Annotated in this window: 17 protein-coding genes; all 17 read left to right on the top strand. The window is 47.1% G+C overall.

What is annotated here, in order from left to right:
* Positions 1–47: 47 nt before the first annotated feature.
* Positions 48–1589, top strand: a complete 1542-nt coding sequence (locus KKI13_02170) for a 2-isopropylmalate synthase (GenBank protein MBU4487857.1) — start codon at positions 48–50, stop codon at positions 1587–1589.
* Between the two features lie 8 nt (positions 1590–1597).
* Positions 1598–2449, top strand: a complete 852-nt coding sequence (locus tag KKI13_02165; GenBank protein ID MBU4487856.1) for a shikimate dehydrogenase — start codon at positions 1598–1600, stop codon at positions 2447–2449.
* A 1-nt stretch (position 2450) separates the two neighbouring features.
* The gene (locus tag KKI13_02160; protein ID MBU4487855.1) at positions 2451–3224 is read left to right on the top strand and encodes a prepilin peptidase; all 774 of its coding nucleotides are present in this window, start codon (positions 2451–2453) and stop codon (positions 3222–3224) included.
* 23 nt (positions 3225–3247) lie between these two features.
* Positions 3248–4369: a chorismate synthase gene (gene aroC / locus KKI13_02155; GenBank protein MBU4487854.1), complete on the top strand. Its 1122-nt coding sequence runs from the start codon at positions 3248–3250 to the stop codon at positions 4367–4369.
* A gap of 66 nt (positions 4370–4435) precedes the next feature.
* Entirely contained in the window at positions 4436–5005 is a 570-nt protein-coding gene (locus tag KKI13_02150; GenBank protein ID MBU4487853.1) for a shikimate kinase, read from the top strand.
* A 3-nt stretch (positions 5006–5008) separates the two neighbouring features.
* Positions 5009–6106, top strand: coding sequence for a DNA-processing protein DprA (gene dprA, locus KKI13_02145; protein ID MBU4487852.1), 1098 nt, complete (start codon positions 5009–5011; stop codon positions 6104–6106).
* Positions 6107–6263: 157 nt separating this feature from the next.
* On the top strand, positions 6264–8297 hold the full coding sequence (gene topA / locus KKI13_02140) for a type I DNA topoisomerase (GenBank protein MBU4487851.1): 2034 nt from the start codon (positions 6264–6266) through the stop codon (positions 8295–8297).
* Between the two features lie 20 nt (positions 8298–8317).
* On the top strand, positions 8318–9190 hold the full coding sequence (xerC, locus tag KKI13_02135) for a tyrosine recombinase XerC (GenBank protein MBU4487850.1): 873 nt from the start codon (positions 8318–8320) through the stop codon (positions 9188–9190).
* A 7-nt stretch (positions 9191–9197) separates the two neighbouring features.
* On the top strand, positions 9198–10496 hold the full coding sequence (locus tag KKI13_02130) for a 3-deoxy-D-manno-octulosonic acid transferase (GenBank protein MBU4487849.1): 1299 nt from the start codon (positions 9198–9200) through the stop codon (positions 10494–10496).
* Positions 10489–11562 carry a tetraacyldisaccharide 4'-kinase gene (gene lpxK / locus KKI13_02125; protein ID MBU4487848.1) on the top strand — a complete coding sequence of 358 codons (1074 nt, stop codon included), beginning with the start codon at positions 10489–10491 and terminating at the stop codon, positions 11560–11562. The genes KKI13_02130 and lpxK overlap by 8 nt, the downstream gene beginning before the upstream one ends.
* On the top strand, positions 11531–13480 hold the full coding sequence (locus KKI13_02120; protein MBU4487847.1) for a mitochondrial fission ELM1 family protein: 1950 nt from the start codon (positions 11531–11533) through the stop codon (positions 13478–13480). The genes lpxK and KKI13_02120 overlap by 32 nt, the downstream gene beginning before the upstream one ends.
* Before the next feature lie 101 nt (positions 13481–13581).
* Positions 13582–15738: a glycosyltransferase gene (locus KKI13_02115; protein MBU4487846.1), complete on the top strand. Its 2157-nt coding sequence runs from the start codon at positions 13582–13584 to the stop codon at positions 15736–15738.
* Positions 15739–15759: 21 nt separating this feature from the next.
* Complete coding sequence (gene waaF / locus KKI13_02110) at positions 15760–17928, top strand: lipopolysaccharide heptosyltransferase II (GenBank protein ID MBU4487845.1); 2169 nt, start codon at positions 15760–15762, stop codon at positions 17926–17928.
* A gap of 29 nt (positions 17929–17957) precedes the next feature.
* The gene (locus tag KKI13_02105) at positions 17958–18929 is read left to right on the top strand and encodes a glycosyltransferase family 9 protein (protein ID MBU4487844.1); all 972 of its coding nucleotides are present in this window, start codon (positions 17958–17960) and stop codon (positions 18927–18929) included.
* Positions 18930–18976: 47 nt separating this feature from the next.
* Positions 18977–19342, top strand: a complete 366-nt coding sequence (locus KKI13_02100) for a four helix bundle protein (protein ID MBU4487843.1) — start codon at positions 18977–18979, stop codon at positions 19340–19342.
* A 25-nt stretch (positions 19343–19367) separates the two neighbouring features.
* On the top strand, positions 19368–20411 hold the full coding sequence (gene waaF / locus KKI13_02095; protein ID MBU4487842.1) for a lipopolysaccharide heptosyltransferase II: 1044 nt from the start codon (positions 19368–19370) through the stop codon (positions 20409–20411).
* Positions 20412–20461: 50 nt separating this feature from the next.
* Complete coding sequence (gene corA, locus KKI13_02090) at positions 20462–21433, top strand: magnesium/cobalt transporter CorA (protein ID MBU4487841.1); 972 nt, start codon at positions 20462–20464, stop codon at positions 21431–21433.
* Position 21434 lies beyond the last annotated feature (1 nt).

The following is a 21434-nucleotide window of genomic DNA, read 5'->3' as shown; positions in this document are numbered from 1 at the left end:
TGAAAGCTGAAGACTGAAAGCTGAAAGCTAGATGGAGGAGCAAATAAATGAGTAGTGACAGAGTCATAATATTCGACACGACGCTGCGTGACGGCGAGCAGTCACCGGGGGCGTCTCTGACGCCTAAGGCGAAGCTTGAAATAGCTAGGCAGCTCGCGCACCTTAAGGCCGATGTCATTGAAGCGGGTTTTCCCATTTCAAGCAAAGGCGATTTTGAGGCCGTAAAGGCCGTTGCCAAAAATATAAAAGGCCCTACGATCTGCGGGCTGGCAAGATGCCTCAAAAAAGACATCGATACAGCTTATCAGGCGGTGAGGTACGCCAAAAACCGCCGCATCCACGTATTTTTGGCCACGTCAAAGATACATATGAAATATAAACTGAGGAAGGCCGAAGACGAGATACTGCGCCTTGCGGTGTGGGGAGTCCAATACGCAAAGCGCCTTACCGAGAATATAGAATTTTCGCCGGAAGATGCCTCGCGCACAGAGAAAGAGTTTTTGTATAGGGTTGTAAGGGCAGTTATAGACGCGGGCGCTACAACAGTGAATATACCCGATACAGTCGGCTACGCCATTCCTTCGGAATTCAGCCGCCTTATAAAGGGAATAAAGGAAAACGTAAACAATATTGATGAATGCGTTTTGAGTGTCCATTGCCATAATGATTTGGGCCTGGGCGTCGCAAATTCCATAGTTGCGCTCCAAAACGGCGCGAGACAAGTCGAGTGCACCATAAACGGCTTGGGCGAACGCGCCGGCAACGCTTCGATGGAAGAGATAGTAATGGCGATTAATACGCGGAAGGACCTATTCGGGTTTACCTCCGGCATAAAGACAGAAGAACTTTACAAAACAAGCCAGCTTGTAAGCAGGCTTACGGGCATAATAGTCCAGCCGAACAAAGCCGTTGTGGGCGCGAACGCATTTTCGCACGAATCCGGCATACATCAGGACGGTGTGCTGAAACGCCGGACCACATACGAGATAATGAAACCGTCGGATGTGGGCGTAGAAATGACGCGCCTTGTGCTGGGAAAACATTCCGGCAGGCACGCTTTCAGTGAGCGGCTTAAAAAACTCGGATTCAATCTGAGCGATAGCGAGATAAACAAGACATTTCTCGATTTCAAAAAGCTGGCGGATAAAAAGAAAGAGGTCTTCGATGAAGACCTTATCGCTATAGTAGAAGAGACTACAAGAAGCATTACGGAAAAGTACCGGCTTGATTCCATTGAAGTAACCAGCGGCAATAAGATCACCCCGCGTGCAACAATCAAGCTTAAATCCGGCCACAAAACGGCCGAGGCAACTTCTACCGGGGACGGGCCTGTAGACGCATGCTATAAGGCGATCGATAAGATCACGGGCGTTAAGGGAAAACTCCTGAACTATTCCCTCCGCGCGATTACGGGCGGCAAAGATGCCGTCGGAGATGTTACGGTAAGGATAAGAGTCAAAGACGAGATCCTGACGGGCAGAGGTTCAAGCACCGACATCATAGAGGCGAGCGCCAAGGCCTATCTGAATGCCGTGAGTAGAATTACAAATAAGCGCACGGCTAAAAGCAAAACAAAGACGGCCCTATAAAGGCAAATATGCGTATAAACGGAAGCACGGAACTGTACGGCATTATAGGATATCCGGCTCATCATACATTTTCGCCGGCTATGCACAATGCCGCATTTCAATCACTTGGCATAAACGCCGCGTATGTGGCGTTTGAAGTAAAACCCAAGGACCTCGGTTCAGCTATGCAATGCTTAAAAGTGCTGGGCATACGCGGGCTGAATGTCACCGTACCTTATAAAGAGGCGGTATTAAAATATCTTGACGATGTAGAAAAAGAGGCCGAGCTTATAGGGGCGGTAAACACAATCGCGCTTAAAGACGGAAAGCCGAAGGGTTTTAACACCGACGGCAAAGGGTTCGTAAAGTCTCTGCAGGAAGAATTTGGCATACTACCTAAGGGTAAGCGTTTCTTTATAATCGGCGCAGGCGGCGCTTCCAGGGCCATATCTTTTTCGCTTGCGCTTCAAGGCGCCGGACGTATCACGCTTGTGGATGATGCAGCGGAAAAGTCGGCGGCTTTGGCAAAGGCCGTTTCCAGGCACACGTCCTGCGAGGCGATCGCTCTTAAGAAAGAGAATAAGGCCATAAAAGAGATGGTCCTCAATTCCGATGTTTTAGTAAACGCTACGCCCTGCGGCATGAAGGTGTCCGACCCAAGAGTAATTGAGCCCAATTTTATACATAAGGGCCTTTTAGTTTACGATGCCATATATAACCCCAGGACGACCACGCTTTTACGCGATGCCCGAAACAGGGGCGCTGTGACAGCGAACGGAATGGGGATGCTGTTGAACCAAGGTACATTGGCCTTTACTATCTGGACAGGCAAAAAAGCGCCGATTCATCTTATGAAGAAGGCGCTCAGCGGTGTATTATAAAATGGGCTTAAAAATATTTATATTTATAATGGGCTCCGTCGTTGGGAGCTTTCTTAATGTCTGTATACACAGGCTTCCGCGGAACGAATCTATCGTCTATCCGCCGTCGCACTGCGTCAATTGCAATAACAGGCTTCATTGGTATGACAATATCCCGTTTTTGAGTTACATCTTTCTGCGGGGGCGCTGCCGTTTTTGCGCGAGGACTATTTCGCCCCGGTATTTCATAGTTGAATTGACTTCGGCGCTTTTATTCCTTGCGCTCTTTATAAGTTTCGGGTCTAGCGAGAAGTTCGCCTTTATGGCGCTGCTTGTTTCGGCACTTATTGCGGCGACTTTCATAGATTTTGATTTTCAGATAATACCCGATTCTATAACGGTTTCAGGGATAATAATAGGGCTTATAGCGGCGTATATTTTCCCGTCTATCTTCGGAGAAATAAGCCGCCAGAAGGCCTTAATAAATTCTCTTTTGGGAGTTTTAGTAGGCGGAGGCAGTATATACCTTATAGGCGTTTTAGGGACCATTGCTTTTAAGAAAGACGCTATGGGCGGAGGGGATGTCAAACTGATGGCCATGATAGGAGCATTTCTCGGATGGAAAATGGCGCTTTTGGTATTTTTTATCGCGCCTTTTTTCGGCGCTTTTGTGGGCATAATGCTTAAGGTTAAATATAAAATAGAGACTATTCCCTACGGGCCGTATATTTCACTGGCCGCGATTATTGTCATTTTTTGGGGGGACAGGATACTCAGCTATCTTTTTCTGTATTAAAAATTCCTTAACGGGGGTGTGCAATGCTAAGATATTTAACGGCTGGCGAATCTCACGGTAAGGCGCTCCTTGCCATACTGGAAGGAATGCCGTCGGGCCTCAAGATACCCGCGGATTTTATAAATAATGAGCTTAAAAAACGGCAGTCAGGTTATGGCCGCGGCGAGAGGATGAAGATAGAGGCTGATAAGGCAGAAATACTCTCGGGCCTGAGAAACGGCGAAACGATAGGGAGCCCTATTTCGCTTCTTATTAAGAATGCCGACGCGAGAATAGACGAACTGCCGAAGATCCATTCTCCAAGGCCGGGCCATGCGGATCTGGCGGGAGCCATGAAATACGGAAGGCGCGATATGCGCGATATCCTCGAGCGCTCAAGCGCAAGAGAGACGGCGGCGAGAGTCGCACTAGGAGCAGTCTGTAAGATTTTTCTTTCGGAGTTTGACATAGATATATTTTCTCATGTCATACACATAGGCGGGATAGACGCCCATACATCCGGCCAGACCCTCGCGGAGGTAAAAAATACAGCATCCGGTTCCATATTGCGCTGCGCGGATAAAGCGGCGGAGAAATTGATGTGCGAGGAGATCGACAAGGCTTCATCGGCCGGCGATACCCTTGGCGGGATATTTGAGGTCGTAATAACAGGCCAGCCCCCAGGACTGGGCTCGCATGTCCAGTGGGACAGGAAGCTTGATGGAAGGCTCGCAATGGGCGTAATGTCTATACAAGCGATAAAAGGAGTTGAAATAGGCGCGGGATTTTCTCTGGCAAAGAGGATGGGTTCAAAGTCGCACGACGAGATAATATATAAAGACGGCAGATTCCGAAGATCCACAAATAATGCCGGAGGAATAGAAGGCGGCATAACAAATGGAGAACCCGTAGTAATAAGGGCCGCCATGAAACCGATATCAACACTCAAAAATCCCCTTAAAAGTGTGGATATAATCACGAAAGAAGTGACGAGCGCCGCGCTTGAGCGGTCTGATATATGCGCAGTGCCATCCGCTTCAGTAGTAGCGGAAGGAGTATGCGCCTTTGAAATCGCAGGCGCATTTTTGGAGAAGTTCGGTTCGGACGCGCTTGGGGAAATTACCAAGAACTATCAGAATTATATAAAGATGCTGGAAAAATTTTAGGTATGAAATTCGCCCGCATTTGGGAAGTAGCGAATTCCTTGGGGAACCCGTGGAATTCATATTGATGTGGTTAATAAGAGATATTGCGAGCGAAAAACTATGGAAGACAAAATGCGCATGCCCAAGAAGAACATTGTGCTAGTAGGCTTCATGGGTACCGGCAAGACGGTCGTTGCCGCTCTCATAGCGAAAGAGCTTGGCATTTCTTTTATCAGGACAGACGATATCATAGAGAAGAAAGCCGGCATGTTCATAAATGATATATTCGCGAAGAAAGGCGAATCTTATTTCAGGCAGCTTGAACGGGAAGCGATAATGGAAGTATCGGCAGAGGAATCGACTGTCATAGATACGGGCGGCGGCGCTGTAATAAACGAACTGAATGTGGCTGACCTCAAGATGAACGGCATTCTTTTCTGCCTTAATGCCACGCCGGAGGAGATATACAAAAGGGTAAGCCAAAGGACGCACCGGCCGCTCTTGAATGTTGAAGACCCGCTTGGCGAGATAAGTTATCTTTTAAAGAAAAGAGAATCGTATTATAGAAGGGCAGATTATCAGATAAACACGACAGGGAAGACGGCTCGGGATATCGCCAACGAAATCATGGAGATCTACCGGAGGACCGGGAAATAACATATGACGCATATAGAAGACTACATACTCCTCAATATGGCGGAGGGCCTCGGCTTTAAAAAGCTCGAAGGCCTCCTAAAATTCTACGGAGAACCCGGGGCTGTATTAAAGGCCCCGCGCCGGGAGCTGGCCAAGATACCGAATATCGGGGAAACAATAGCAGATAAGATAGCCTCCTTAAAAAGAGAGGAGCTTGATAAGGAGCTCCGTTTGATGGAAAAAAGAAGTGTCTACGCCATAAGCGTATTTGACCCCAAATATCCGGAGCTTCTTAAAAATAGTTATTCGCCCCCTATAGTTCTTTATATAAAAGGCGAGATAAAACCCGAAGACGCCGATAGTGTGGCTATAGTCGGCGTAAGGATACCGTCTCATTACGGCATATCGAGTTCGGAGAAATTGAGCGAGGCCCTTGCTTCGCGCGGCATAACGATCGTGAGCGGGATGGCGCGCGGCATAGATACGGCGGCGCATAAGGGCGCGCTTAAGTCAGGACGCACGATAGCGGTGCTCGGCAGCGGCCTCAACGATATCTATCCGCCGGAGAATAAAAAGCTCGCGGAGGAGATCAGCGCCCACGGAGCCGTCATCTCCGAGTTTCCCATGGATACGCCGCCTCTTAAACTGAATTTTCCGAGGCGCAATAGGATTATAAGCGGCCTTTCGCTCGGCGTGGTAGTTGTGGAGGCCGGCGAGAGTAGCGGCGCCCTTATAACGGCGAATTTTGCGCTGGAAGATAATAGAGACGTATTTGCCATGCCCGGTAGGGTCGATTCCAAAACTAGCGCCGGTACGAACAGGCTTATAAAAGAAGGCGCCAAGCTAATAGAAGGCCCCGACGATATTATTGAGGAGATAGAAAATAAGCTGAGATTCTATAAAAAACCCGCGGACGGCCCGGCAAAAGGGATAAGCGGCCGGGAGGATTTAACTAAAGATGAGTTGGCAATGACGGCATTTTTAAGTTATGAGCCTTCATATATAGATGATCTGACCGAGAAGAGTAATATGAGTGTTGATAAGGTGGCGTCGCTTCTTGTGAGGCTGGAGATAAAAAATATTATTCGGGAATTACCGGGCAAGAATTTTATACTGAAGTGAAATGAGGCCATGACTTACAGAGCGTAGCGAATGTAAGTCATCAGGCCGAATTTCATCCCGAGGATGCGACGAATAGGAGCATACGAGGGATCTCGAATGAGATTGCTTCGCCCCGCCATGGCGGGGCCCGCAATGACAAGCACGTAAAGGAAACCTAATGGCAAAACATCTGGTAGTGGTCGAATCGCCGACAAAATCGAAAACTATAAACAAGTTTTTAGGCAGTGATTACATTATCCTCTCTTCAATGGGGCACGTAATAGACCTGCCGAAGAGCGAGATGGGCGTTGACCTTGAGAATGATTTCAAGCCCCGTTATATAGTTATGGCAAAACGGCGCAAGATCCTTTCCGAGCTTAAAAAAGGCGCGAAGGAGACGGAGGATATTTACCTGGCGATGGACCCTGACAGAGAAGGCGAGGCGATAGCATACCATCTGAGGGACCAGCTTTCCGGAATAAACGATAAGATCCACCGCGTCACTTTCCACGAAATAACGGAACGGGCGATAAAAGAGGCATTCAAAAATCCCCACATACTGGATATTAACAAAGTGAACGCGCAACAGGCAAGAAGGATACTTGACAGGGTGCTCGGATACAGCCTTAGCCCGCTTTTATGGAAGAAGGTCGGTTCGGGTTTAAGCGCCGGCAGGGTTCAGTCGGTGGCTCTCAGATTGGTAGCCGAACGGGAGCAAAAAATAAAGGCGTTTATTCCGGTGGAATATTGGGAAGTAGAGGCCCTTCTAAAAAAGAGAGGCGCTCTTACGGATGCCGCCGAAACGGACAAAGGGGAGACGAGGCCCTTTAAGGCGAAATTGATATTGATAGACGGCAACGAATCGAAATTAAAGGCCGGAAAAGAAGCGGAAGCCATTATAGGCGGCCTTAAAGAAGAAAACTTCATAGTAAAGAGCGTAAGGGAGATAAAAAAGAGGCGTTCGCCGTACCCGCCTTATACCACGAGCAAAATGCAGCAGGACGCGTTTAATAAACTCGGATTTTCGGTTGGCAAAACAATGAAAGTGGCGCAGGAACTCTACGAAGGTATAGAGCTGGGTAAGGAAGAAGCCGCAGGGCTCATAACTTATATGAGGACCGATTCCGTCAACGTGTCCAAAGAAGCAGAGAACGAGGTGCGGGAGTATATTACAAAAAAATTCGGGAAAAAATACTGCCCGGCGGCACCCAATAAATACAAATCAAAAAAGAGCGCCGAGGAGGCGCATGAAGCTATCAGGCCAAGTTTGCCTCTTCACGAACCGGATGCCATAAAGGAGCATCTCTCGAGCGCTCAGCATAAATTGTACGAGCTTATATGGACGAGGTTCGTCACGAGCCAGATGGAACCGGCGCTTAATCTCGTTGTCAGCGCAGATATAGAAGCGGGCAAATGTATATTCAGGGCAAGCGGCACCAAGGTCCTTTTTGACGGCTTTACCGCCCTATACCATGATACTGACAAAGAAACTAACACCCTGCCGCACTTACAGGAAAAAGAATTATTGGTACTTATTAAGTTGGACCCGTCGCAGCATTTTACAAACCCTCCGCCGAGGTTCTCCGACGCTTCTTTGGTAAAAGAGCTTGAAGAAAAAGGCATAGGCCGCCCCAGCACATATGCCCCTATTATCTCGACTATTACCTTACGCAATTATGTTAAAAGGGAAAAGGGCTATCTCTACCCGACAGAATTGGGCATGGTGGTGACAGAGCTTTTAACCAAGCATTTTCCGAAAGTGTTGGATATAAAATTTACCGCTTATCTTGAAGAGGAGCTGGACGAGGTGGAGGAGGGAAAGATAGAATGGCTTAAGGTCCTAAGGGATTTCTACTCGCCGTTTAAAATAGCGTTCGAAAAGGCTCAGAAGGACATGAAGAGCATTAAGAATATCAATACGCCTACGAACGAGGTATGCGATAAATGCGGCAAGCCGATGGTGATAAAGTGGGGCAGAAAGGGAAAATTCTTAAGCTGTTCCGACTTCCCCCGCTGCAAGAATGCCAAATCTATTACCACCGGAGTGAAATGCCCCCAGCCTGATTGCCGAGGAGAGCTTGTGGAAAGGCGCTCCTCGAGGGGGGCCTTTTACGGCTGTACCAAGTTTCCCGCGTGCCGCTATGTCTCCCGTACTCTGCCCTCAAAAGATACGCCCGACAATAAGTTGTCCACAGGAGTAGAGGACGTTTAAATGTCCTCTACATAAATCGTATGCTGCGCTACATTGATAAATTCGTAAATTATCTTAATATAGAAAAGAATGCCTCACACCACACGATAGTGAACTACTCCGTAGACCTGAGGGATTTCGCGAAGTTTTTGGGCGAGACAAGCGTGGAAAACGTAAGCTATCTTTTTCTGCGCAAATATCTCGCCAATATGAAGGCGAAGAATTATTCGAAACGAACTGTCGCGAGAAAACTGGCGTCATTGAGGTCATTTTTTAAATTCTTGTACAGGGAAGGCTATATAAAGGCAAACCCGTCTTCAGGCATAGCTACGCCGAAATTGGATAAGAAGCTGCCTATCTTTTTAGGGCCGGACGAGGTCTCCCGGTTGATAGAATCTCCCAATGAAAAGGACGCCGCCGGGCTGCGCGACAGAGCAATAATGGAAACGCTTTATTCTACGGGTATACGCGTAAGCGAACTCGTAGGCATGAGTCTCGACAACGTGGATTTCATAGGCGGCGTAGTGAAGGTCTTCGGCAAAGGCAAAAAAGAGAGGCTCGCTCCCATAGGGGACAAGGCACTTCGCGCGATAAGGAATTATTTGGATAAAAGAGGCGTTGCAAGGCTTAATGATAAGAAGGCGGTTTTTCTAAACAAGGGCGGTTCAAGGCTTACTGACAGGAGCATAAGAAGGGTCCTGGAGAAATATATAAAAAGGGTATCGCTCCGGGAAGGCGTATCCCCTCACACGCTCAGGCATTCCTTTGCTACGCATCTTTTAAACAGGGGCGCGGACCTGAGAAGTGTGCAGGAGCTTCTGGGGCACATGAATTTATCCACAACACAGATATATACGCATGTTACTACTGAACGGCTAAAAGAAATTTACGACAAAGCGCATCCTCGCGCGTAAGGGCAAAATGCGGATACTTTACAATCTGTTTTTTATATTGTTTGCGCTGGTGTATCTGCCTTATTTTCTGATAAAAAAGAAGGCGCATAAGGATTTTATGCAGCGCTTCGGCATATTTGACAAGGGATTACTCCTGGGCATGGCGCGTGCAAGGCCCATATGGATCCACGCCGTAAGTGTAGGGGAAATGAAGACTACGGAGGGCCTCATAGAGAGGATTAAGACTCTTTTTCCGTCAAAACGCCTCGTTATATCAAATGTAACCAAGACGGGCCACGAGATAGCGCTTTCCATAGCCGCAAAAGAGGACATCGTAATATACTTGCCGCTGGATCTGACATTTATCGTAAAAAAGGTGATAAAAGAAATAAACCCGTGCCTGTTTATTTCCATAGAGACCGAGATATGGCCCAATCTTATTTCGGCGCTTCATGACAATAAGATACCTATAGCGCTCTTGAACGGCCGCATATCCGCGAAATCATTTGCGAATTATATGCTTATAAAACCGGTCATGAGTAATATACTTTCAAAAATTACCCTTTTTGCCATGAGGGCGAAAGACGACGCGGCGAGAATAATAGAGCTGGGCGCGCCTTCCGACAGGGTAAAAGTTACCGGTAACATGAAATTTGATATGATATATAAGGTATCCGATACGGCCGCGCGCTCGTTTTTCCCGATAGAAAAAAGTGATCTTTGGCTTCCTCATCAGGCAAAACTTATCATAGCCGGCAGCACTCACCGTGGAGAAGACCAAAAGATACTTGGAGCCTTTAAGTCGCTAAAAGGTGATTTTCCGGATGCGCGGCTTTTGATAGCTCCGCGTCACATAGAGAGGGTAAATGAAATAGCCGCGCTTATATCAAAGTTTGACTTTACTCCCGTAAGGATGTCGGAAATAATAAGCGGCCGGGACGCGCACTTTTTGGACGATTGCGTATTTCTGCTTGATTCTATCGGCAATCTGAAAGTACTTTATCAGATAGCCGCTATTGTGATTATGGGCGGAAGCCTTGTTCCCCAAGGAGGCCATAATTTTGTGGAGCCGGCGGCGTACGCAAAGCCGATAATAACCGGGCCTTTTGTGGATAATTTTAAGGATATGGCGGAACTCTTTCTGAATGAACGCGCGCTTCTCGTGGCGGACGACGAGGAGGAGCTGGCAAAATACCTGAGGGAGCTCCTTTTCGACGAACATAAACGGAAGATAATGGGCGAGAATGCCCGAAAAGTCGTTATGGATAACGTCGGTTCGACGGAACGCAACGCGCTTTTGATTATGGATCTTGTTTACCATGGATAAATTAAAACTGTACATGCTCTCAATAATGAAAGGCGAAAGGAAGACGCCGGATGCTTATGTAGTAGGAATAATTCTATCGTTATGCTCTTTTTTGTACGCCATTGTTTTAAAGTGCATATCTTTTTTGTATAGGGCCGGCATCCTGCCTTGCAGAAAAGTATCCGCCAAGGTCATCAGTGTGGGTAATATAACGTTGGGCGGTACCGGCAAGACGCCTTTTGTTATCATGCTGGCGGAGAACGTAAAGGCGATGGGAAAAAATGTCGCCGTTTTGATAAGAGGTTACGGCGAAGATGAATCGCATCTTCTTGAAACACGCCTTAGCGGTATACCCGTAATAGTAGGGGCCGATAGATATAAAAGCGCAAAGCGCGCCATAGACAAGTTTGGAAGCGACTGCATTATACTTGATGACGGTTTTCAGCATCGCCGGCTGAAAAGAGACCTCAATATAGTCCTCATAGATGCGACTTCGCCCTTTGGAAATATGAAATTATTTCCGGCTGGTATCCTGCGCGAAGGGCTCAGCCGCCTGAAAGAGGCCGACATGGCCGTTTTGACAAAGGCCGATATGGGCGCCAGCAATAAGCCCGCAATATACGCGGAGCTAAAGAAGATAAAAGATGATATTGTCGCCGTAGAATCTTTCTATAAACCGGCAGGCCTAAAAAGAGTATCCGGCGGGATCGTGCCGTTGGATTATATAAAAGGCAGGCGTGTAGCTCTTCTTGCGGCTATCGCCAATCCCGGCTACTTTGAGTGGATGATAAAAAATCTGGGCGCCAATATCGCCGAGAGTTTCTATTATGCGGACCATCACCTGTACAGCATGAAGGATGTTGACTCAGTGATCGAAAAATGCGCGCGTGAAGGCATTGATACCGTCATTACTACAGAAAAGGATATCATACGCTCAAAAAATAACGGTACGGACGGCCTTGCGAGTTTGATAGAGGCTTCCGGAGGAGGCAAAAAAGTGGATCTTTTAAGCCTGCTGATAGAAGCCACAGTTACGAGGAATAAGGAGGAGATAGTTGCTCGATTACGTTCTTTATTTAATAGCTAATTTTGCAAGCGCGCTTTTCAGGATACTTCCCGTAGATACCGCTTTGGCGTTTGGCCGCGGCTTTGGCAGTATCGCATATTTTGTAAATTACAAGAGGGCGAAGGTGGCGTATTCCAATATGCGCGCGGCGCTCGGCTCGGAAAAGGAGCCCGAAGAGATACGGCGTACCGTTAAGCGCCTATATAGGAATTTTGGCCAAATGCTTGTGGAAATCTTGAGATTGCCCGACGTTGACAAGGACTATTTTGAGAAATATATAAAAGTGGAGGGTTGGCATAATTTTGAAAGCGCGGCTAAACTTGGCCGCGGCACCATATACCTTACGGGTCATTTTGGAAACTGGGAACTTTCCAGTATCGCGAGCGCGCTAAGAGGCTTTCCTCTTTTTGTGCTTGCGAGGGAACAGAAGATGACGCGGTTGAACAACCTTTTAAATGCCGCCAGAGAAAGCAAGGGCTGCAAGGTCATAAAAAAAGGCATGGCAACAAGGGAGATATACGAGCACCTCGCGAGAAACGGCATAGTCGGGATCCTCTCCGATCAGGACGCCGGCAAAAAGGGGGTATTTATAAATTTCTTCGCGAGGCCTACTTCCAGTCCGAGAGGCGCTTTCGCGCTGGCGAGAAAGACGGGTGCCCTCATAGTGCCGGCATTTGTCGTAAGAAGGGACGGTCCTTACCATACAATATTTATAGAGAAACCCATAGCACTCAGCAGTGAAGGCGACATGGAAGCTAACGAGCTTGAAGCAATGCAGAGATTCGGCTCTCTCTTGGAATCATTTGTAAGGAAAAGCCCTGAGCAGTGGCTTTGGCTTCATAAAAGATGGAAATCTACACCTTTGAGGAAGGTGGTTATTTTAACAGACGGCAGGGCGGGCCATTTAAATCAATCGCTTGCCGTCTTCGAGAAGATAAAAGAATCGCGGCGCGAATTCGGCTATACCGAGCGCGATACCGAAAAAAGGGTGATAGAGATAACGTATAAAAGTGATTTCGGAAGGACCCTTGCCGCTTTAATCACGCCCCTTATTTCAAATTATTGCTTGTTCAGGATGAAGCTGCTCAATCTTGTTTTGGATCCTAAATGTTATGACGAGATAAAAAGTGCTTACGCCGACATAGTGATATCATGCGGATCGCGCGTGGCGGCCGTAAACATCCTCTTCAGCAGGGAAAACTGCGCAAAAAGCATCGCGCTTATGAAACCGTCGCTTTTATCAGTGCGCAATTTTGACATAAACATAATACCGGAACACGACAGGCCCGCCGAAAGAGAAAATATTGTAAAGACGCTCGGCATGCCCAATTTGATATCGCAAAAAAAGATGGCCGATGACCTGAAGCAGCTGGAGAGGATCGCGGAACTCGGCAATAAGGAAAATATAGGGTTATTCATAGGCGGGGACAATAAGAATTATTCGCTGGACAAGGCGCTTGTGGAAGATGTGATTGAAAAAGTGCTCGGCGCAGCACATGAACTTGACGCAAACATACTCGCGACCACATCAAGAAGGACGAGTAATGAGGTAAACAATCTCCTAAAGACGAAACTCGGAAAAGATGAACTTGCAAAGCTTGTTATAATATCCGCTGAGCGCAATCCTGAATGGGCCATTGGCGGGATATTGGGCGCGTCTTCGGTCGTGGTAGTTTCGGGCGAATCGACTTCCATGCTTTCGGAGGCGGCGAGTTCCGGCAAACACGTTATAGCGTTTAAACCGAACAAAAAACTCTCGGCGCCGGCAGCGAACAAGCACGAGCTGTTCCTTAAAAAGATGGCCTCCAAAGGGCATATCTGCCTCTCGGAAGTAAAAGACCTGAAAGACAATATTGTAGGGCTTATGGATTCGGACGAAGAGCCGAAGCGTTTGAACGATAACGAAAAAATATACGAGGCAGTGAAAAGGATAGTTTAATTAAGCTTTCAGTCGTCAGCCGTCAGCTATCAGCTATAAACCTGATTGTGGTCAGGTAAATTGGCAGCTGAAAGCTGAGAGCTGAAAGCTGAAAGCTGAAAATGAACATACTACAGATATTACCAGAGCTGGAAGTGGGGGGTGTGGAGCGCGGAGCGGTAGATTTGGCCGGCTATCTCGTCCAAAAGGGCCATAAATCCGTCGTGATATCAGGTGGCGGCGGGCTCGTAAAGCGCCTTCGGAAAGAAGGCTCTAAACATTACACGCTTCCGGTAGGGAAAAAATCTCCCGTCACCGTTATAATGATGATACGAAAAGTGGCGAAGATCATATTAGAGGAAGACATAGATATAGTTCACGCAAGAAGCAGGGTGCCGGCTATAATTGGCTCAGGAGCGGCAAAACTGACTAAAAGGATATTTATAACCACAGCGCACGGTTATTATAACACCGGGCTTTTTTCAAGGCCCATGAGCTGGGGAAGGTTTGTAATAGTAGCAAGCCGCGATATGGCCGAGCACATGATGAAAGATTTCGCTACGCCCTACGACAGAATAAGGCTGATACCGCGCGGAGTCAATCTCGACGAATTCAGATTCTTAAAACAGATCGATGCCGCGGCAGGCGAGAAGAGCCCTCGGAAAAAAGATTTTATTATAGGCGTAGTCTCAAGAATAACGCCGCTAAAAGGCCATGCGGATCTTTTCAGGGCGGTAGCGATGATATTCAGAAAAATGCCGAATGTAAAATTGCTGGTAGTCGGCGACGCCCCGCATTCCAAACCCAGATACAGAGAAGAGCTTGAGGCCCTCACAAGGCAGTTAGGGATAAGCAGCGTCGTGGAATTTATGGGCCAGAGGACGGATATCCCCCAGATATTGTCTAAACTTGATGTGCTTGTCCTGCCGACGCGGGCACCGGAGGCGTTTGGCAGGGTTATTATAGAAGCGCAGGCGGTAGGCGTGCCGGTAGTGGCTACGCGGGTAGGCGGGGTAACCGATATAATCCGCGACGGAGAAAACGGCTTATTGGTATTTCCCGAAGACCCGCACTCCATAGCAGAAGCTATAACGAGGCTTTTTAAGGACAACGGATTGGCCCGGTCTATTGCCGCCCGGGCGCGAAAGGATGTCGAGGATAAATATTCTCTCACTTCCATGGCGGAGAAGACCGTGAAAGTCTATGAGGATGCTATAAAACTTAGGAAGATACTGGTTATTAAGCTGAGCGCTCTCGGCGATGTGATCTTATCCATCCCTTCATTACAGGCGATACGGAAAAAATTTCCCGAAGCCGTGATAAAGATGCTGGTCGGCGAAGCATCAAGCAGTGTGCTTGAGAGCTGTCCGTACATAAACGAGAGGATAATATTCGAACCGGATAACAGAGATAAGACATGGAAGGGGCTTTTAAAATTGGCAGGACGTTTGAGAAAGGAAGATTTCGACATAGTCGTGGATTTGCAGAACAATAGGACGAGCCACCTTCTTTCACTTCTGACTATGGCAAATTTAAGGTATGGCTATGATAACGGTAAATGGAGCATCTTTTTAAATAAAAAGATCAAAGATTCCGTAGTACCGGCCGAACCGGTAATGCATCAGTTTAGGGCGCTCGCAATGCTCGGTATAGACAGAAAAGATGAAGTGCCGCAGCTCTGGCCTAAAAAAGAGGACTATGAATGGGTGGATGACTTTCTGAGACAAAACTGGGTAGACGAAAGGCATGTTCTTGTGGGCATAAATGTAGCCGCGAGTACGAGATGGCAGTCGAAGAGATGGCCCGTCGAAGAAATAGCCGAACTATGCGACGCGCTTGCGAAGAAACATGATATAAGGGCGGTGTTTACCGGCGCAGCTCTGGATATTGCCCCGGCAAAAGAAGCGGCGAAACTATCGGCGAGTAAGCCCATAATAGCGGCGGGAAAGACAAATATCATGCAGCTTGCGGCGCTCATAAGCCGTTTTAAAGTATATGTGACTACTGATAGCGCGCCGCTTCATATAGCAGCGGCTGTTAACGTGCCGGTAGTGGCGCTATTTGGACCGACGGATCCCGAAAGACACATGACGAAAGTAGAAAATTCCATTGTCCTCAAATCCGATATCAAATGCAGCCCGTGCTATAAGAGCGTTTGCCCGAAAAATAACCGCTGCATGAAAAACATAAAAGCGGATGAAGTGCTAAAAGCGGTGGAGAAGTATTTGGGGTCAGACCCTGATTATGTAAACTACGTAGTTAACATAACGAGGGTCTGACCCCAGCGACCCCGGAGATTTATGCGCATATTGCACTTAACAACACACATTAATATCGGCGGGATAGGCGTATATGTCGCCAATCTGGCTAAGGCCATGAAGGCGAGAAATCACGTTATTTTCGTGGCTTCTTCTGGCGGTGATCTGGAAGGGGAACTTTCCAAAAGCGGCATAAACCATTTTCACCTGGATATAAAAACTAAATCGGAACTGAGCCCGAAGATAATCAAAACATTTTTTGCCGTAAAAGATATAGTGAAGCGGGAAAATATAGAATTAATACACGCGCATACAAGGGTTACGGCGGTAGTGGCCGCCCTTACCTCACGCGCTACGGGCGTACCTTATATTACTACTTGTCACGGTTATTTTAAAACCCGCCTGGGAAGGATCTTGTACGGAGCCTGGGGCGTGAAAGTGATAGCGATAAGCGAAGCGGTAAAGCAGCATCTCATGGATGACTTCAAATTACCGGAAGATAGAGTGGAACTTATATATACCGGCATAGATACCGAATATTTTCGCAGGGATATAGCTGACGCCGATAAAATAAAGGAGAAAAAAGAACTGGGGTTCCAAGCCCAAGGCCCTGTGATAGGCACAATAGGCAGGCTTTCGCCTGTGAAAGGCCAGGAGGTACTGCTTAAAGCGGCAAGCAGGGTATCGGACAGCGTGCCGTCTCTCAAGGTATTGATGGTCGGTGACGGCCCCGACGAGAAGAGGCTGCGGAAAATTGCGGATACACTCGGCATCGGCGACAATGTAGTATTTTCGAAAAGCGCAAAAGACACAAAAAAGCCGCTTTCAGTTATGGATATTTTCATTTTACCCTCGGTGAAGGAAGGTCTTGGCCTTTCGCTTTTGGAAGCGATGGCTTCGGCGAAACCGTGCATCGCGAGTCGAGTCGGCGGCATAGAGAATGTTATAAAGGATAAGAAAAACGGCATCCTTTTTAATGTGGGCGACGCCGAAGACCTTGCCCGGAAGATCGTAGATTTATTAAATGATAAGAAGACGATGTCCGCACTTGGCGAAAAAGCAAGGGAAGAGGTGTTGAGAGACTTTACGCTGGATAAGATGGCGGATAAAGTCGAGAATTTATATAAAAAGGTGATAAACCCTAAACCCAAAACCCGGAAGAAAATATTAATCATCAACGTGAACTGGCTCGGCGACGTTATATTTTCCACGCCGTTCATAAGAGCTATCCGCGAGGCATACCCTGAAAGTTACATCGCCTGTGTCGTCGTGCCGCGCACGAAAGAGATGCTGGAGGCGAATTCGCGTATTAACGAACTAATAATATTCGATGAAGACGCGAGCGAAAGAGGTATTGCGGGGAAGATCCGATTTATAATGAAGCTGCGAAAAGAGCATTTTGACACAGCTTTTATACTTCACCGTTCGTTTACACGCGCATTCATTACATTTTTGGCGGGGATAAAAGAGCGCATTGGCTATGACACGAAAGGGAGAGGATGCATCCTGACCGGGAAGCTGAAGCAATCCGATCCAGCGCCCGCGCGCGGGTGCGGGATGCATAAAGTGGAATATTTCCTCAAATTGGCCGAAGCGGCAGGGGCGGATACCTCTAAAAAGAATTACGAGTTTTTTATAACGGATATTGACAGAAAAAAAGTCGAAGCGCTCTTACAGTCCCTGGGCATAAACACAAATGAGCGTTTTGTGGTGTTGAATCCGGGCGGTAACTGGGATCCTAAGAGGTGGCCCGTAGAGCATTTCTCCTTATTGGGCGACCGGCTTCGGGAGAAATACGGTGTAAAGATAGTGATAAGCGGAGGCAGAAAAGACGAGAAACTGGCCGAAGAAATATCTAAAGCGATGCGCCATAAGACGGTATCTTTATGCGGAAGGACTGCGATAAGGGAGATGGCGGCTATATTTGAAAGAGCCAAACTCGTTATCTCCGGGGATTCCGGGCCTATGCATATATCTGTAAGCATGCATACCGGCACGATAGCGATATTCGGGCCGACGGATCCGGCCATAACCGGCCCTTACGGCGGAGACAATTATACGGTGATACAGAAAGATATTGGTTGTTCAGTTCCTTGTTATGATATGACCTGCCGCGAGAATAGGTGCATGGCTGCCGTTACACCGGAAGATGTTATGAAGGTGATTGAGGAAGAAGGGTATCTGGGGTCAGACCCCAAGAAACGTAGTTAACATAATCAGGGTCTGACCCCAAGCATGTTATGAAAATAGACAAATCCAAAGTAAAACGCATGCTATTTATCACACTGAGCAATATAGGCGATATAGTGCTGACGACACCCGTCATGTCGGTCCTTTGCGGCCATTTTCCAAGCGCTAGACTCGACGTGATGGTCGGCCCGAACGGTGAGGACTTATTCAAAAAACATCCGGCTGTATTTAAGCTGATAATCTACAATAAGCACACATCCCTTAAAGAGAAACGCCGCCTCATACAGAAATTGAGAAAGGTCCGTTATGACCTTATAGTAGATATGAGAAATTCGCTTTTCCCGTTTCTTCTGGGCGCAAAATACAGGACGAGCCCCATTCAAAATGTCCCAAGGGCCGTCAGGCATAAAAAGGAGCAGCACCTCGCAAAACTGAGTTCAATAGGGCTCGAAGTAAAGGACGCGCCTTTTTTTATACATATACCCACGGAAGACATTGATTTTATAGATAAGATAATAAAAAAGAGCGACTCAAAAAAACCCGTTGTTGCCATAGCGCCGGGCGCGAAAAGCGAGATAAAAAGATGGACGAAAAAAGGATATGCGGAGCTTGTAGGGCGTCTTATTGACGAAATCGACGCCGATGTGATATTGGCAGGCGACAAGGCGGACAGGCGGGCGGTAAAGGATATAATAGCCGCCGCAAATAAAGAGGTAACTGACCTTACCGGCGAAACGAGCCTTTGCCAGCTTGCCGCACTTTTAAAAAAGAGCGACCTGCTTATAACGAATGACAGCGCTCCCATGCATTTAGGAGTTGCCGCCGGAACAAAAGTATTGGCGATATTCGGCCCGACGGACCCGCGGCTCTACGGCCCGAGAGGCAAAGACGACCGCGTTATAAGAAAGAAGATACACTGCGTTCCTTGCGAAAAGGCGCAGTGCGAGTTTGAGCACGAATGCATGAAAGAGATCACTGCGGAGGAAGTGTTTGAGGTTGCGAAAGAAATGCTTGGTAAGTGAGCTGTCAGCTTTCAGTCGTCAGTCATCAGCTATAATAGGAATTAGATATGAAAGAACAAAAATTCAGAAAACTGACAATTTGGAATAAAGCAATGAGTTTTATAGAAGATATTTATAAGATTACGAATAAATTTCCGACGAATGAGATATATGGATTAACGAGTCAATTAAGAAGGGCAGCTACGTCAATAGCATTAAATATAGCCGAAGGTAGCGGAGCTGGTTCAGATAATGAGTTTAATAGATTTTTGAGCATTTCATTACGTTCTTCTTATGAAGTAATGTGTGGGCTAGAAATAGCTAAGCGGTTAAATTATCTTAATGAAAGAGACATAAGCTGTCTTATTGAAAAATCCGATGAGATTTCGGCAATGATATCTGGTTTAAAAAAGAAATTAAAAGCTGATAGCTGAGAGCTGATAGCTGATAGCTAAAAATATGAACCCAAAACGCATACTACTAATACGGACTGACCGCATAGGCGATGTGGTGCTTTCTACGCCGGCCATAAAGGCGGTGAGGGATGCCTATCCTTCCGCTTATATTGCGGTTATGGTACGGCCTTATGCCCGGGATATAGTGGAAGGTAACCCTTACCTCAATGAGGTAATTATATATGATAAAGACGGCGCGCATAAAAGTTTTCTTGCGACGCTCCTCTTCGGGCTGGCTTTAAGAAAAAAACACTTTGATACAGCGCTTATACTTCATCCGACCAACCGCGCGCATATAGTAGCATTTTCAGCCGGCATCCCCTCAAGAATCGGCCTAGACAGGAAGATGGCGGGTCTTTTGACAAAAAGGATAAAAGATAAAAAATTTCTTGGAGAAAAGCATGAATTGGATTATACTTTAGATATATTAAAGTACATAGGTATTACGGCAAAGGATAAGAGGCCGTATGTGCCCGTAAAAGAATCGGCCAAAAATTCGATAAATATAAAGCTGGCGCGCGAGGGCTATAACGGTGCCGTTCCCTTAATAGCTGTGCATCCCGGCGCAAGCTGCCCCTCAAAGAGGTGGCCGGCGGAGCGTTTTGCGGCGTTGATAGACCGGCTGAAAGAACGGTATAATTTTCAGGCGGTATTGATATCCGGGCCGGCCGATTCAAAAGACGCCCAAGCGCTTTTAAAAGGCCTAAAAACTGAGGTGCTGGACCTTTCCGGCAAGACGTCCGTGGGCGAGCTTGCCGCGCTCTTTAAGAAGTGCGCCTTATTTATTTCAAATGATTCAGGCCCGGTCCATATAGCGTCGGCTGCGGGCACACCCTGTGTTGTTATATTCGGAAGGAACGAGCCCGGCCTCAGTCCGAAAAGATGGGGGCCTACCGGCGAAAAGGACATGTTTCTTCATAAAGACGCCGGCTGCAAGGTTTGCCTTGCGCATAATTGCGAGAACGGTTTCAAATGCCTGAAGATGATCACGACGGACGATGTCTTTGAAGCTGTCAGCGGGATGATAAGTTCGCTTAAATTGTTATAAATAGCAGTAGCGGACACTTAAGTGTCCGCTACTATAGTGACGGAGGAACTATGGCAACAGCGTTGGTTTATTACAAGGGGAACGGCGAGATTATAAATAATCTCAAGCCCGAGGAAATGAAGGCCGTTGTCCAGTCGGAAAAAGACGTCCTGTGGCTCGACATCATCGACCCGGAAAAGGCAGAGCTGGATATGATAGAAAAGGTCTTTGAATTGCACCCCTTAACTATAGAAGACTGCATAAATACGATCACCCGTCCGAAAGTGGACCGGTTTGAGAAATATCTTTTCATAGTCATGCATGGCGCTACGCTTACGCCACGCGCCCAAAAAGTAAAGATGATAGAACTGAATATGTGCATCGGTAGCAATTATATTATCACTATCCATCAGGAACTCATGAAAGGGATATCGAGTACCATGGAGAGGATACAGAAGAACCCGCAGTCGATGGCAAAGGGAGCGGATGTGCTTCTCCATCTAGTGGTGGATTCTCTGGTGGATAATTACCTGCCGGTCCTTGACGTAATGGATTATAAGATATCAAATATCGAGACGCAGATGCTCAAAAATCCGACCCAGAGCATACTTAACAGTATATTTACTTTAAAGAAGGAAGTCCTGAATATGAGGCGTTTTATAGGGCCCCAGCGCGATACGGTAAATTTCCTGTCGAAAGAAGATTCGCCTTTTATTCATGCCAAGACCCGCATCTATTTCCGCGATGTTTACGATAATATGATATTCATAAACGACACTATAGACACTTACAGAGATGTGCTGAACAGCGCGCTTGATGTGTATATCTCCACGGTATCAAATAAGACCAACGATATAATGAAGGTGCTTACAATGATAGCTACCATAATGATGCCGCTAACTTTAATAACGGGTGTCTACGGCATGAACTTCAGGTATATGCCTATCCTGAATTGGGAATACGGTTTTCTGGGTATATCTATTGTTATGTTGCTTCTCGGTATCAGCATGCTGGTGTATTTCAAGCGGAAGGAATGGCTGTAAT

Source organism: Candidatus Omnitrophota bacterium, assembly GCA_018894435.1.
Classification (GTDB): Bacteria; Omnitrophota; Gorgyraeia; order JAHIPI01; family JAHIPI01; genus JAHIPI01.
The sequence above is the reverse complement of the archived record's forward strand: the minus strand, read 5'-3'. Positions and strand labels throughout refer to the sequence as shown.

Excerpts from the sequence above, each read along its gene's own strand:
- KKI13_02170 (MBU4487857.1), top strand. The coding sequence starts at position 48 with ATGAGTAGTGACAGAGTCATAATATTCGACACGACGCTGCGTGACGGC.
- KKI13_02165 (MBU4487856.1), top strand. The coding sequence starts at position 1,598 with ATGCGTATAAACGGAAGCACGGAACTGTACGGCATTATAGGATATCCG.
- KKI13_02160 (MBU4487855.1), top strand. The coding sequence starts at position 2,451 with ATGGGCTTAAAAATATTTATATTTATAATGGGCTCCGTCGTTGGGAGC.
- aroC (MBU4487854.1), top strand. The coding sequence starts at position 3,248 with ATGCTAAGATATTTAACGGCTGGCGAATCTCACGGTAAGGCGCTCCTT.
- dprA (MBU4487852.1), top strand. The coding sequence starts at position 5,009 with ATGACGCATATAGAAGACTACATACTCCTCAATATGGCGGAGGGCCTC.
- topA (MBU4487851.1), top strand. The coding sequence starts at position 6,264 with ATGGCAAAACATCTGGTAGTGGTCGAATCGCCGACAAAATCGAAAACT.
- xerC (MBU4487850.1), top strand. The coding sequence starts at position 8,318 with ATGCTGCGCTACATTGATAAATTCGTAAATTATCTTAATATAGAAAAG.
- KKI13_02130 (MBU4487849.1), top strand. The coding sequence starts at position 9,198 with ATGCGGATACTTTACAATCTGTTTTTTATATTGTTTGCGCTGGTGTAT.
- lpxK (MBU4487848.1), top strand. The coding sequence starts at position 10,489 with ATGGATAAATTAAAACTGTACATGCTCTCAATAATGAAAGGCGAAAGG.
- KKI13_02115 (MBU4487846.1), top strand. The coding sequence starts at position 13,582 with ATGAACATACTACAGATATTACCAGAGCTGGAAGTGGGGGGTGTGGAG.
- waaF (MBU4487845.1), top strand. The coding sequence starts at position 15,760 with ATGCGCATATTGCACTTAACAACACACATTAATATCGGCGGGATAGGC.
- KKI13_02105 (MBU4487844.1), top strand. The coding sequence starts at position 17,958 with ATGAAAATAGACAAATCCAAAGTAAAACGCATGCTATTTATCACACTG.
- KKI13_02100 (MBU4487843.1), top strand. The coding sequence starts at position 18,977 with ATGAAAGAACAAAAATTCAGAAAACTGACAATTTGGAATAAAGCAATG.
- waaF (MBU4487842.1), top strand. The coding sequence starts at position 19,368 with ATGAACCCAAAACGCATACTACTAATACGGACTGACCGCATAGGCGAT.
- corA (MBU4487841.1), top strand. The coding sequence starts at position 20,462 with ATGGCAACAGCGTTGGTTTATTACAAGGGGAACGGCGAGATTATAAAT.